Annotated in this window: 8 protein-coding genes; 3 read left to right on the top strand and 5 right to left on the bottom strand. The window is 43.5% G+C overall.

The annotated features are described in order from the left end of the window. Window positions 1-421: 421 nt before the first annotated feature. The gene (gene petJ / locus F6J90_RS26560) at window positions 422-757 is read left to right on the top strand and encodes a cytochrome c6 PetJ (protein ID WP_293100361.1); all 336 of its coding nucleotides are present in this window, start codon (window positions 422-424) and stop codon (window positions 755-757) included. A 525-nt stretch (window positions 758-1,282) separates the two neighbouring features. Here the strand turns inward: petJ and F6J90_RS26555 are convergent. From F6J90_RS26555 to F6J90_RS26535, 5 genes are all read right to left on the bottom strand, one after another. Beyond that, entirely contained in the window at window positions 1,283-2,533 is a 1,251-nt protein-coding gene (locus F6J90_RS26555) for a transposase (protein ID WP_293100359.1), read from the bottom strand. A gap of 100 nt (window positions 2,534-2,633) precedes the next feature. Further along, window positions 2,634-3,581 carry a formylglycine-generating enzyme family protein gene (locus F6J90_RS26550; RefSeq protein WP_293100356.1) on the bottom strand — a complete coding sequence of 316 codons (948 nt, stop codon included), beginning with the start codon at window positions 3,579-3,581 and terminating at the stop codon, window positions 2,634-2,636. Between the two features lie 224 nt (window positions 3,582-3,805). Then, window positions 3,806-6,313: an arylsulfatase gene (locus F6J90_RS26545; RefSeq protein ID WP_293100353.1), complete on the bottom strand. Its 2,508-nt coding sequence runs from the start codon at window positions 6,311-6,313 to the stop codon at window positions 3,806-3,808. A 693-nt stretch (window positions 6,314-7,006) separates the two neighbouring features. Then, window positions 7,007-7,255, bottom strand: coding sequence for a hypothetical protein (locus tag F6J90_RS26540; RefSeq protein WP_293100350.1), 249 nt, complete (start codon window positions 7,253-7,255; stop codon window positions 7,007-7,009). Between the two features lie 322 nt (window positions 7,256-7,577). Then, window positions 7,578-10,067 carry an arylsulfatase gene (locus F6J90_RS26535; RefSeq protein WP_293100347.1) on the bottom strand — a complete coding sequence of 830 codons (2,490 nt, stop codon included), beginning with the start codon at window positions 10,065-10,067 and terminating at the stop codon, window positions 7,578-7,580. Window positions 10,068-10,426: 359 nt separating this feature from the next. Between F6J90_RS26535 and F6J90_RS26530 the strand changes: the two genes are divergently transcribed. Then, entirely contained in the window at window positions 10,427-11,467 is a 1,041-nt protein-coding gene (locus tag F6J90_RS26530; protein ID WP_293100344.1) for an AraC family transcriptional regulator, read from the top strand. A 900-nt stretch (window positions 11,468-12,367) separates the two neighbouring features. Continuing rightward, on the top strand, window positions 12,368-13,453 hold the full coding sequence (locus F6J90_RS26525) for a DUF3365 domain-containing protein (RefSeq protein WP_293100341.1): 1,086 nt from the start codon (window positions 12,368-12,370) through the stop codon (window positions 13,451-13,453). Window positions 13,454-13,523 lie beyond the last annotated feature (70 nt).

The following is a 13,523-nucleotide window of genomic DNA, read 5'->3' as shown; positions in this document are numbered from 1 at the left end:
AGCTACCCCAACAGCTTTTGAATAAAATAAGCTGACGACTGACGGCTGACCACTGACCGCTGACCACTGACCGGTGAATACTTGCACCTCAAGTAGCGTGACCTACGGTCAATCACACTTGCCTAAATTAGCGTCCCTTTAATGCTATTAATTACTAATAAATTTTAGAGGTTATCACCTTCAAATTGGGCAAATATTATGACCCTATTCAGCCTTTATTATCAGCACTATTGCATAGATATATCAATAAAATTGATATTAAGGCTGCCTTATTGATTCTTTGGTTTCCCCTGAGTGGGGATTGCCCATCTTATTAATTGTTAATTATTGTTATAACTTTCACACCCTGGGGTTTGACCGAGTCACCCCTCTCAGCTTACGATCATATCTGGCTCAACGCCATATTGAGAGGAAAAACACTTTGAAAAAAATACTAATTGCGATTCTGCTAGTTTTCGCGTTAATAACCTTCAGCTTCCCTGATTCCGCTTTAGCTGCTGGTAATCCAGCTGAAGGGGGAAAGGTATTTACGGCTAACTGCAATGCTTGTCATTGGGGTGGCAACAATGCACTCAATCCCGCGAAAACGCTGAAGAAGAGCGACCTGGAAAAATATAATAAGTATTCTGCTGCAGCTATCATCAAACAAGTAACATACGGCAAAGGAATGATGCGTGCCTTTGGTAAAAGTTTAAAACCCGACCAAATTGAAGATGTAGCTGCTTATGTTTTACAACAGGCTGATCAAGGCTGGTAGACTGCATTCAGTGACCAGTTATTAATCAATCATCCCGTAGGGTGCGTTAGGCGCGGTGTAATCAACTCCCAAGAGTTTAGAGTTGACGCCAGGAGCGCCGTAACGCACCAGCCATGACTGTTTAAAAATTAATTAACGTAAGCATATGCGCTATGCGCACGCGTGCGCATTCAGCAGTCAGCCGTAACTTTGGGATCTCAGGGGGTGACAAGCGCTCTTTAAAATCTTACAGGGGTTAGGTTTTAGGGGTTAGGTGAAGCGTGAAGATTGCCCTTGCGGGATGGCTTGATTAAAACTATCATTGACGAAGTCTTGTGAAAATTGCTTCAATTGCTGGCAAATAAAAATGACACCGATGCGCTCATTTTACCCAAAACCTAAAACCTAAAACCTAACACCTATCTAGGTTTGAGCTTTGTTGTCACCCCGTGAGCTTTGGGATAGACAGAAGGATAACGATTTCAGCCCTAACCTTGATTGTGCCAAGGCATCGCCAGTGACATACTCCCGACGCCGAATCTTTGATTACGGCGCGGGCTTCTTAACCTCACGATTAAGAGTTTCTGCGTAGCACTTATCTAGGTACAAAACCCCCGACAGTACGCTATCAGCAGACAGTTTCCTTTCCCCAATTGTCCTTGGGTACTTATTGATTCCACGATTACGCATTACTTCGGCTGAAGCGACATCTCTATGGTTGGAATACCCGCATTCATCACAGGTATGCCAACGGATTGAGAGGTTATTATCCCACTCGGTTCCACATTCAGGACATTGCTTTGATGTCCCTTTATGGTCAACTTCTGCGAAAAACTTTCCTCGTTTCCAACATACCCATTTCAATAATTCTCTGAACTGACCAAAGCCAGCATCAAGAGAATGCTTACCCAGAAAGCCCTTTGCCATTACTCTGTAATCAATGTCTTCTACAAAAATTGAATCAGCCTGGTCACAGAGTTGATGTGCAACTTTAAGGTGAAAATCTTTACGGGTATTACCAATTTGGTGATGTAACCGTGCTACCTTGATTTGTGCTTTTTCGTAATTCTTAGACCGTTTCTTTTTTCGAGATGCTCTACGTTGCAGCAATTTCAGCTCGCGTTGTAGGTCTATGAAAAACCTCGGTCTAGGAATCGTTAAATTATCTGATGTAGCTAGGAAATCAATCAACCCGACATCTACTCCGATTGCTCGTCCAAAAGCCTGGTTTTCCGGAACAGAAACATCAGCAAGAATTGTGATAACAACAAACCATTTTGTTCCTCGACATCTTGATACAACTCGTACAGTCTTGATTTGAAATCCTTCAGGGATTTCTCGATGTAATCTCAGATCTACAAGCCCAATCTTGGGTAGTTTGATTTGATCCCCCTTAATTGGATTAGTCGCAAACTGAGGAAACAAAAACGATTGATAGCGACCGTACTTTTTAAATCGTGGAAAACCTTTTCCTCTTTGTCTGAACGACTCCCAAGAAGTATGTAATCGCTTAATGACATCTTGAGTGACTTGAGAGTGAACTTCTTTCAAGTCAGATTCAGTCTTTTTCCATTGCGTTAACTGTCGCTTCTGTGACCTGTATCCGGGGAATGGAATGTCAGGCGACATGATATATTCCCTATTAAGCGAGCACCGATCAACTGCACACTTCCGACTATTCATCCAGTCCTTTAAGTCTCGCAGGCAACGGTTATAAAGTCGTCGGCAAGTTTCTAGCCAACTCAACATTAATTCCTGTTGAGCTGTATCTGGATAAATTCGATAAGTGTAGTTCATGATTAGTGCCATCAAAATATCTTAACACAAACCAGGTGAATGATAACTGTTAATTTACATAAACCCTGTCCCGGCTATCATCCCGACACCAAATCAAAGATTATGGTGCGGGGCTTCTCGCCGGGGTAGCTAAACGAAAACCCACATGATTGGTTCCTGTATCAGGAGCTTGGGACTCTCGTGCTTCAGGACGATAACGGCTGCAATAATTTCGGGCGCAGAGGAAAGATCCGCCTTTAATGACATGGAGTGCCCCTTGATCAGGCTTTTCGGGATCGAAACTACTCCCTTGATCCGGTCCCGATGGATTGAGGCTGCGATCTTTCCCCCTATGACCCACACGATACCAATCTGCGGTTAATTCCCAAACGTTGCCCAGCATATCGTACAGACCGTAACCATTGGCAGAGAAGGATTCGACCGGGGCAGGACCGAGATAGCCATCGGCTTTGGTGTTGAAGAAGGGGAAGAAGCCTTGCCAGGTGTTGGCTTTGTGAGGGGCATATTGTTCACCAGGGATCGAGGTGTCAGTGTCAAGACCACCCCGTGCTGCATATTCCCATTGGGCTTCGGTGGGGAGCGTTTTACCCACCCAATTGGCATAGGCAACCGCATCTTCATAGGCAATGTGAACAACAGGGTAGTTGTCAAAACCTTTAATGGTGCTGTCGGGTCCGTAGGGATGTTGCCAATTAGCACCAACAACCCAATCCCACCAGCTTAAAGAAGCTACTTGTTGGATACCCGGTGCAGGGGGCTGAAACACTAGGGAACCGGGCTGTCGTTGCGCTTCGGTTAAGCCAGGGAATTGGTCTTTGGCCAGGGGACGTTCGGCAACGGTGACGTAGCCTGTAGCTTGGACAAATGCTTGATAGTCGGCGTTGGTAACTTCGTGGCGATCGATGCAAAAACTATCCACGGTCACATCAACAGCAGAACGCTCTGAGGGATAGTAGGTGTCGGAGCCGATCGTAAAGGTTCCCCCAGGGATCGACACCATACCTTCAGGACAGGGAGAATCGGCAAAAGCAAAAGGTGACGAAGTCAAGACGGTTGGGAAGAGGAAGAGGAGGGAGACCCCCAGCAAAATCCCAACAAGATGACGAGTTAAATTCTTCTGAAGCAAAGAGAAAAACATCGATATTCAAGAACAGTAATCTAAGAGGGCGATCGCAGAGCGGTTGAAGAGTTTCGTTTTAGTTCGGGCGATGAAATGAATAAGGGTGGGCAATGCCCACCCTACTAAAAGTTTGGTACTGCTTAATTCGGGTTCTAGTTGAAATAATTTTGGACCATTTTTCTCACCTTTCCTGACTGTTCGTCTGGTTCAATATGAACAGTTACCTTTTCAATGGAGTCATTAAAGGTAAAGGTTGGCTTATAAGCTTCTGAGACAGGAGATTGAGTATCTTGACCCACATCAAAAAACTCAAGACCAAAGGAAGCGGGAACAGTATGAATTTCTACTTTCTCGCTAATAGGTTCATCGTTAAGGAACAGTTGTCCATTCCCGATATAATATTCTCGGTTTGGATCGATGCCAGTTTGAGTAAACTTGTAGGTTACTTTGGATTTTCCGGTGGGAACCAAAAGATCCGGGTTAATCTTGAATCGTTCAAAACCTAAGTAGCTGTACTCATACGCCAACTTATTATTTTCATTGATGTATAGAGTGTAGCCTCCTCCGGAGCCTCCTTGAGCAACCAGTACTCCCTCAGAATCAGTATGCTCCCGATCTAGATAAACATCAATGGTATAGGACGTACCAAAAGTATTCGGAGCAAGGTCTTGATGGAGAGGTGACATCCCTTGATAGAAAGTAAAGTCAGTTTTTCCTTCACCTAATGCCTTATTCTTAGCATCAATAAGTTCGTAGGTTTCCCGATCGTCTAAGGGATAAACCTTATATTTTTTGGCTTGTTTCACAAATAGAGCTTTCATCTGTTGCAACTTCTTGGGGTTTTCGGTTGCCAAATCATGGGATTCTGAGAAGTCTTCAGCAACGTTATAAAGCTCCCAAGTATCTTTGCCAAACTTCCCTTTATGTCCCTCAGGTACACTCCCAATAAGTTTGGTATGTTCAGTTACAGCTTTCCAACCATCTTGATAAACAGCTCGGTTTGCTTTGTTTTCCCAATACTGAACGGTATGGGTACTATCGGCATCAGCATTTTTGAAAGAGTCATAAAAACTTTCCCCAGCTAAAGGTTGCTGTACATATTCATTAACAGTTTTAGGCAACTCAATACCTAGAATATCAAACAGTGTTGGCACAATATCGGTCACGTATTGCCATTGGGGACGAATCGCACCTGAATCGGGAATCTCAGCAGGCCAATGTACAATAAAGGGAACCCGAATACCGCCTTCATGGGGAAAGCGTTTTGCCCATTGGAAGGGAGTATTGTAAGCTAATGACCAACCCCAAGGAACGTGAGGTTCACTATGGACGGTGCCGATGTCATCTTGATGTTCTATATTGTAATCAATATCGGTGGCAACTCCATTGAAAAAAGTCATTTCGTTGATAGTACCATTTTCACTTCCTTCTGCACTGGCACCGTTATCGGAAAGAACCATGATTAATGTGTTATCAAGTTGATCGATAGAGTCAAGATAGTCAACTAAGCGACCTATTTGAGCATCAACATGGGTCATAAAACCCGCGTAGTTTTCCATGAAAGTTGTAAACAACTGCTTTTCATCGTCATCCAATAAAAGCCACCTTGGATTGTCTGGATGTCTTTTTGTGAGTTGAGTATCTTCTGGAACAATGCCCAATTCTTTCTGTTTTTTGATAATTTTATCCCGTTCTACATCGTACCCTTCATCAAAGTGGTATTTATACATATCCCGATAAAATTCAGGAGTATGATGGGGAGAATGCACTGCACCAAAGGCAAGATACATAAAATAGGGGCGTTCTGGATCGCTAGACTCTAGGTCTTTGATATAACCAATCGCGTTATCTACTAAATCTTCACTCAGGTGATAGCCTTCTTCGGGAGACTTGGGAGCTTGTACCCGAGTGGTGTCTCGATAAAGTTCCGGGTAATACTGATTGGTTTCACCACCGAGAAAGCCGTAGAAATGGTCAAATCCTTTACCTGTAGGCCATTGGTCAAAGTGTCCCGTCGCCGGATTCATTGCCCAAGTTGGGGTCAAATGCCATTTACCGAGGGCAAATGTGGTATATCCTTGGGGTTTCAACAATGCAGGTAGCATGGCTGCACTGGAAGGAATGGAACCAGTCTTATTCGCATAGCCATTGGAAACTTCTGGAATCCCTGCCATACCTACTGTATGAGGATTACGTCCTGTCAATAAAGCCGCACGAGTCGGGGAACACACAGGAGTGACATGAAAGTTGTTATAGCGCAAACCATTATTGGCAAGATGATCTAAGTGAGGGGTTTGAATACGACCCCCATAGGAACTTAATCCAGCAAAACCCGCATCATCAATAACAATAGTCAAGATATTGGGGGCTCCAGCAAGAGGTTCTGGGGCTTCAAAATAGTCTGGGGTAGAGTTCTCCTGTTTATAGCGAACTTTTCCCTCCCAGGGTTGATCGGTATACTGAATTTCTGCATCGGTGCAGATTTCCTCAGCTAGTGCTAAGGATGGCATTGAGACAAACAAACAAACCATCGTTAGGGCGATAATTGCCTGCTGTCTTTTTGTTGACAGTAACCGCGATAGTTTGGTGAAGAAGAGGGAAGTAGCGATCGCCAAAATCACTCCTCTTTTTATCCGGTGCAAAAGACCGTTGAAAAACATAGATAAAACCTCATAAAAGGGGTTAACACAATAGACCTCTTGCATAAATGCAAAAATGGATCCAAAAATGGGACCGAAAGTATTGGTCTTACGTAGCCAAAATAGACTTTTGCAAGAGGTCTATTTTTTGGCTATTCGGAAATTGACTTTGCCGACATTCCCTAGCTTAGGGGTAAGCTATTTCTGTGAATAATCAAAAATTCCAACTTTCTCAGCTATAAAATATAATTAACTAATTTTCAACCAGCTATAACTAAAACTTATAGTTGGTGGCAGGGTAAGCGCAAGAATCAATAAGCTGTGGCTTATTGAGAAAAAACCTAGGTCATTCTCAACAAATTAACTCTATTGCGAGTACAGTTCTACGAGATTATAGGGGTTTCAAACCACGATCAACCGATATCTAACCAATCTCAGGGGGTGACAAGCGCTCTTTAAAATCTTACAGGGGTGTTTGTTAATGGGGTTAGGTGAAGCGGGAAAATTGCCCTTGCGGGATGGATTGATTAAAACTATCATTGACGAAGTATGCGTGAAAATTGCTTCAATTGCTGGCAAATACAAATGACTCCGATGCGCTCATTTTACCCAATACCTAAAACCTAAAACCTAACACCTATCTAGGTTTGAGCTTTCTTGTCACCCCGTGAGCTAACCAATGCAAATTATGAGCCATTTTTTCTTGGGCTTACCCTACTGGTATAAATCCCTTTCCACAAAAGCATTCCCACTACCCACACTTAAAATCGGTTTACTGTAGTCATAGTCAACCAAAGATTTAATTATGGTGGTAATAAACTTGCGGTATTGAGGAGTATAGATACTAGGAGTGATGGAATCCTGGTAGGCTTTCCCTTCTTCCCAAATATCATAAATATTCTGACCCTCCTGCCTCGGTTTGGAGTAGTAATTTTCTGTAGATACCAAAGTTTCCGTATTCATTGCATTTAATAATTTTGTAGCTGAACTGTGGGTGAATGGAATAAGCTTAGACGCACACACATTGCACTTTTTTGTTCTTAACAGCCTTATAGGTAAAGAAATCAGCAGCAAACATGAATGCGTCTAAGCTTACAATGCAATTAGCCACTTCAACGGAGAGTTAGGGCGTGTTGTCAAAGTTTTCCGCAAGATTTAGATCCCCCCCAGCCCCCCGCGCGGAAGGGGGGAGCCATACTCAAAGTCCCCCTTTTTTAAGGGGGATTTAGGGGGATCTCCGAGGCAAGAAGACACGCCCTAGTGGTTAATGTGGGCATTGCCATGGTCAAGTAGATTCTTCGGGAGGAGGTTCAATGTCTATTGTCACCTTCTTAATTGTGCCTGTGAACTTAAAAGGTGACTGATCCTTATAGTCATGACTTACTGGTGAGAGTAAATCCATCCCTACATCTTGAGTTTCCAGAGAATATCGTGCAGGTACGGTTTTTTCGATCTTGCCAGTAGTAGTAAATAAATTACCCTTATTATCATCCATTAAGAGGGTAACCTCACCTCCATTACCCTTACCGTCTCCATAATCTCCTGAGTACATGAAACAGAATTCCAGCTTGACATCATCACCAGTGGGAACATCGTCCTTAGAAACAACATCATAGTGGGTGCCAAGGTAGTTGTGGGTATAGTGGAGTTTGTTGTCCAGGATGTAGAAGCTATAGCCTCCCGTCTCTCCACCGAGGGCCAGGAGTACACCTTCAGTGTCTTTCTCAGGAATCGTTACCTCAGCGGTAACTTGATGAGATTTGTTTTTCACATCTGGTGCCACCCCTTCTGGCAGTCGAACAGCACCTTCATAGAACTCGAAATGATAACGGCCTGTGGTAAAACCGGGACGTAAACTAACATCACCTCGTTCAGTAAAGCGATCGTCCAGAGGAAAAACATTATACTTACCTCCTTCAACGAGGAATAAGTCTTGGAGTTCCTCTAATTTCTTAGGATTATCTTTGGATAAGTCTTTGTCTTGAGAGAAATCAGTCTTTAAATCGAATAGTTCCCACTCATCCTCATCAAAAGGTGGCGGCTCTATACCTTTGCCAACGGGTGACCGATGCAGAGTTGATGCCATCCATTCGTGTTCTCCTTCATCTTTGTACATGGCTCGATTCCCATACATCTCAAAATACTGAGTTTTATGAGTACCTTCAGCATCTTTCCCATCACTATCTTCATCACCAAAACCAAAGGTATAGGCTAAACTCACCCCTTCTATTGGCTGCTGTTGGATGCTGTTAACGATTTCTGGTTCCTGAATCCCAGTTACTTCCAGAATAGTAGGTGCGATATCAATAACATGGTGAAACTGGCTTCGTAGTTGACTTGTCCATCGACCAGGCTTAATAACCTTTGGCCATTTAATGATCATGGGATTGCGAGTACCGCCAAAATAGGAAGCTACTTCCTTTGTCCAACGGAAAGGTGCATCCGTAGCCCAAGCCCAGCCAACGGCATATGCTGGGGAGGTTCCAGGCTCACCCCAATTATCTTTACAATCCTGGAGAGCATCAACAGTAGGGTTCAATCCGTTAAGGGTTTTCATGGTGTTGCAAGTTCCATACAGACCACCGCCTGCTGCACCACCGTTGTCACCGACGATATAGATAATCATCGTGTTTTCTACTTCCTCTTCAGGAATAGCATCAAGGACACGACCTACCTCTACATCAGTGTATTCTAGAAAAGCCGCATAGATTTCCATCTGGTTGGCTAATAGCTCGCGATCGCTCTCGTCGAATTCTTCATCATCCCAACCAGGTATGAGTTCGGGGCGTCCAGTAAGTTCAGCATCAGCAGGAATTATGTTGAGATCTTTCTGACGCTTGAAAATTTTCTTACGCTCTTTGTCCCAACCTTTATCAAACTTACCTTCGTATTTATCGCGATAGGACTCTGGTGGTTGGTGAGGTGAGTGGGTAGCACCGGGGGCAAAGTAAAGGAAGAAAGGACGATCGGGTGCAATTGAATGCTGATTCTTCATCCAACCAATTGCTTTATCGGCAAGGTCATGAGTGAGGTTGTAGGTTTCTCCATCACTGGTTGTGGCCGGTGGATTGATTGGGTTCTGATTTTCATACAGTGCTGGATACCACTGGTCAGTTTCTCCACCAATAAATCCGTAGAAGTAGTCAAATCCCAAACCATTAGGCCAGCGATCAAAGGGACCAACCATACTGGTTTGGTTATCAGGAACATTGTGATTTTTACCGAACCAAGCTGTGCTGTAGCCATTCTCTTGCAGAATTTCGGAAATTGTGGCTGTGCTTTTGGGAATCAAGCCTTTATAACCAGGATAACCTGTTGCCAGTTCCTGAATCACTCCAGTGCCGACTGAGTGGTGATTACGTCCAGTTAGTAGAGCTGCACGAGTTGGTGCGCAGAGGGCAGTTGTGTGGAATCGATTATACGTTATCCCTTCCTCTGCTAGTTTCTCCAAAGTCGGTGTTTTAATCGAGCCACCAAAGGTTTCTGAGGAACTAAATCCCACATCATCCAAGAGTACAAGGACAATATTAGGGGCATCTTTTGGGGCTTCAGGGGATTCCATAATTGACTTATCTGGCTCCCCGGAAGTTTCGTAAGTAACACCAATGTCACCTTTAAATTCTGGGTCAGGTTGGGGCAAAATTGCCTGAGCCAAGGCTGGTGGTACCAATACTCCTAGGCAAAAAATCGCCACAATTAGGAGATTGAGTAATCTTTTAAGTTTCAGAACAGTTTTCTTCATACACTTAGTGCTGTTAACATTTGAGGTTTTCATTAGTTAACTCTTTGTTGACATCCTCTTGCGCCTGTTCGCGCAGCGTTGCCGCAGGCTAGGCGCAGAGGTTCCTACTAAGCCGTAACTCTTCAGAGTGGGGTGTGACCTGGGTGGAGAACTATTCCACCCCAGGAAAAAGCATTCATCCAAAGCCATAATCGCATCAGGGTGGGTCATGCCCACTCTGTTGTGCTATGGGGTAAGTCAAAGACCTCAAGTTCACTTTAGTGGTAAGCTATCTCTGTGAATAATCAAAAATTCCAACTTTCTAAGCTATAAGATTTAAATAACTAATTTTTGAAATATATTAGTTTTGCTTATAGTTGGTTGGATTATTTTTTTGATAGACTGGTGCTTAAATGAGTTTATTAATTGATGCCAACAATAGTAAAACTACCCAAGCTGAGGATGATCCTGGGACAGGCAATCAGAATATTTTCTCCAAATCCTTTACAGATGTGGATACTTTCAAAGAGTTTTTTGAGTATCAAAATAAGGAAATAATACAACTCAGTCCCGGTCCTCTTCAAGCTGAGTTGTTGTCGATTCAGATTGGTAACTTATATTTCGTATATAATCAGGCGAACCAAGGGATTCAATTTTCGGGTGAGGGGGGAAAGGAATACATATCTTTTGCGATACTTTGGTCTGAGAATGAAAAGGAATATTACTCCTTCCGTCACCCTGTGGAGCCTCAAAGGACTCTTTTTGGTTTCAATAACAGGGAAGCAGACGACATATTTCCTCAAAGTGTAAGGTTGACACACATTATAATCCCTGTTCAAACGTTTGATGCTTATGCAGACCAACTACAACGCCACGATCTAGACGATAATTTCCGGAGTAAAAATCATGTGAATTTGCTCCCAACGGGGATGAATGAAATTAAAGATTACCTGAAACAACTTATTTGGTTAGCAGTACACAAACCCAATTGGTTACAAAAACCTCACATTGAAAAACTCGTTGCTGATGATTTCATTCCTTTGTTAATTAGTAATATTCCCATTAAGTTAAATTCCAAGTGTTTTATCAAACCTTCCCGAAGAGCAAAGTTAATTGCCCAAGCTGAAAAAGAAATGTTAGCCAACTTAGAAAAACCTCTGACTTTAAAACAGCTAGCTCAAAATTTAGGGTCTAGCAGTTCTGCGTTATCCTATGGTTTTCAGGAATTATTTGGCTTGAGTCCCATGCGCTATCTCAAGGTACGACGACTTCATGCAGTGCGAGAACGCTTGAAAGCAAGCGAACCAGAACGTTGTACCATAGCCATCCTTGCTAGTCAATTTGGGTTCTACAGTCCTTGTCATTTTACTAAAGATTACAAAGCTATGTTTGGGGAGTTACCTTCAGAGACATTGCAAAATACTGCAAAAGTTAGCTTGAGTATCGATCGATAAATATAGCAATTATCATAGCTATGAGGTCTACAATTTCGGTATTTTAGGGAATCGGGAATCGGGAATCGGGAATCGGAACCCACCCCTAACCCCTCCCAGGAGGGGAACGGGAATCGGGAATCGGGAATTGGGAATCGGAACCCACCCCTAACCCCTCCCAGGAGGGGAACGGGAATCGGGAATCGGGATGCGCTGCATCAAGAGGTGCGACCCGTGGCGAATTTAATTCTTAATGCGGAAAGCGCACCTAACAGGGAATCAACGTCAAAGAATACTGTACCTCATAACTGCGATAAACGCTATATATTTCTCTTAGATCATATCAGGATAATTACCCTTAATAAAAATCTCCCCCATCTCCCCATCTCCCCACCTTTCCCACCCTCTACCCTGAATTATGGGTATTCAACCAGACTTGATATTATAGGGGTTTCGAGCCACGATCAACCGATATCCAGCCAATGCACATTATGGGCAATTTTTTCTTTGCGCTTACCCTGGGTCGAAATAATTTAGAATGCCCAAAGTAAGAAGTAAGAAGGTAGTATTTTCAATTCTTACTTCTCAATTCTTCATTCTTCATTCTCAATTCTTCATTCTTCATTCTTCATTCTCAATTCTTCATTCTTCATTCTTCATTCTTCATTCTTCATTCTTCATTCTTCATTCTTCATTCTTCATTCTTCATTCTTCATTCTCAATCAACATATTAGGGAAAATACTGAAGTCTATAGGCTTAACTTTAACTAAAATAACGATAAACCCTACTAACGGGATAAACACCGAAAAATTGGTAAGCATTCAGCCGTCAGCGGTCAGCCGTCAGTTTATTTTATTCAAAAGCTGAACGCGCACGCGTGTGCGTAGCACATAAGCTGATAGCTGATAGCTGATAACTGAATGCTTAGAAAAATTGACTATAGCAATCCGTGTAGGAATTGTGATAATTTTTGTTCCCTGCTCCCTACTCCCGACTCCCGACTCCCGACTCCCGACTCCCTGCTCCCTACTCCCTACTCCCGATTCCCTGCTCCCTGCTCCCTGCTCCCTGCTCCCTTTCCTATACCTTTAAGGATGAAACTACAAACAAGACTGGAATTGGTCATACTAGTCATTTTCTTATGCGGCTGGATCATAGCTGGATTGATCACCTATGCTGTAGAGCAGCAAAATGCTCGTAAGGAAGTTGTTCATACTGCGGAAGTGCTGTTGAGTACAGCAGTAGCGGCTAGGGACTACACTGCTGATCAAGTTCAACCGTTGCTGGGAGAACTGGAAACAGAAGAGTTCCTTCCCCAAACTGTCCCATCCTATGCCGCCCAACAATTGTTCAAGGGTCTGAACCAGCAATATGACGGCTATACCTATGTCGAGCGGGCGCTTAACCCCACCAACCTCAAAGATCTGGCTGAGGGATGGCAAGTTGAGCTGATTCGAGAATTTATCACTAACCCGGATCTCAAGGAAATTATTGGGCAGCGCTCTACCAAGCAAGGACTCAAAAGTGTCTACGTTGCCCAACCGATCCAGATTAAGTCCCAAAGCTGTTTGCAATGTCACGGCAAGCCAGAAGATGCTCCCCCAGCCTTGATTAAAACCTATGGTGATGCTAGGGGCTTTGGTTGGAAGCTAAATGAGATTGTTGGGATCAGGTTGCTCTCTGTGCCTACGTCAATGCCGGAGAAACAAGCGCGACAGGCTATTTTTTCATTCTTATTGCTCCTTGCCAGCATTTTCTTAATCGCTTACACCGCAGTCAGTCTAATCGTCAGGCGCTGGGTAGTGAGTCCCCTCAACAGCATTGCTCACTTGGTGGAGGAAATCAGCCTAAGAAAGGTTGAAGGTTCGCAATTACCAGATGGTCGCTCTGATGAAATTGGCAAGCTCAGCCAATCCATCAATAGATTGCTAATCAGCTTGAGTAAAGCGCTTTCAAACTGCAACTTACCCTCAAGTCACTCTGACGATATCTCTCAAACCAAATGACTGCAAAACACTTAAGTATTCTCGGCCTCACCGGTCTATTGCTTTTAGCCTATACCTTTGTGAGTAGCAA

This window comes from Moorena sp. SIOASIH (assembly GCF_010671925.1).
In the GTDB taxonomy this organism is placed as follows: domain Bacteria; phylum Cyanobacteriota; class Cyanobacteriia; order Cyanobacteriales; family Coleofasciculaceae; genus Moorena.
Note: the sequence above shows the minus strand (reverse complement) of the source record. Positions and strands in the feature narration are given on the sequence as shown.

Bases quoted from the DNA above. Each gene is read 5' to 3' on its own strand.
- F6J90_RS26530 (WP_293100344.1), top strand. From the start codon at position 10,427: ATGAGTTTATTAATTGATGCCAACAATAGTAAAACTACCCAAGCTGAG.
- F6J90_RS26555 (WP_293100359.1), bottom strand. From the start codon at position 2,533: ATGAACTACACTTATCGAATTTATCCAGATACAGCTCAACAGGAATTA.
- F6J90_RS26535 (WP_293100347.1), bottom strand. From the start codon at position 10,067: ATGAAAACCTCAAATGTTAACAGCACTAAGTGTATGAAGAAAACTGTT.
- F6J90_RS26540 (WP_293100350.1), bottom strand. From the start codon at position 7,255: ATGAATACGGAAACTTTGGTATCTACAGAAAATTACTACTCCAAACCG.
- F6J90_RS26545 (WP_293100353.1), bottom strand. From the start codon at position 6,313: ATGTTTTTCAACGGTCTTTTGCACCGGATAAAAAGAGGAGTGATTTTG.
- F6J90_RS26525 (WP_293100341.1), top strand. From the start codon at position 12,368: ATGCTTAGAAAAATTGACTATAGCAATCCGTGTAGGAATTGTGATAAT.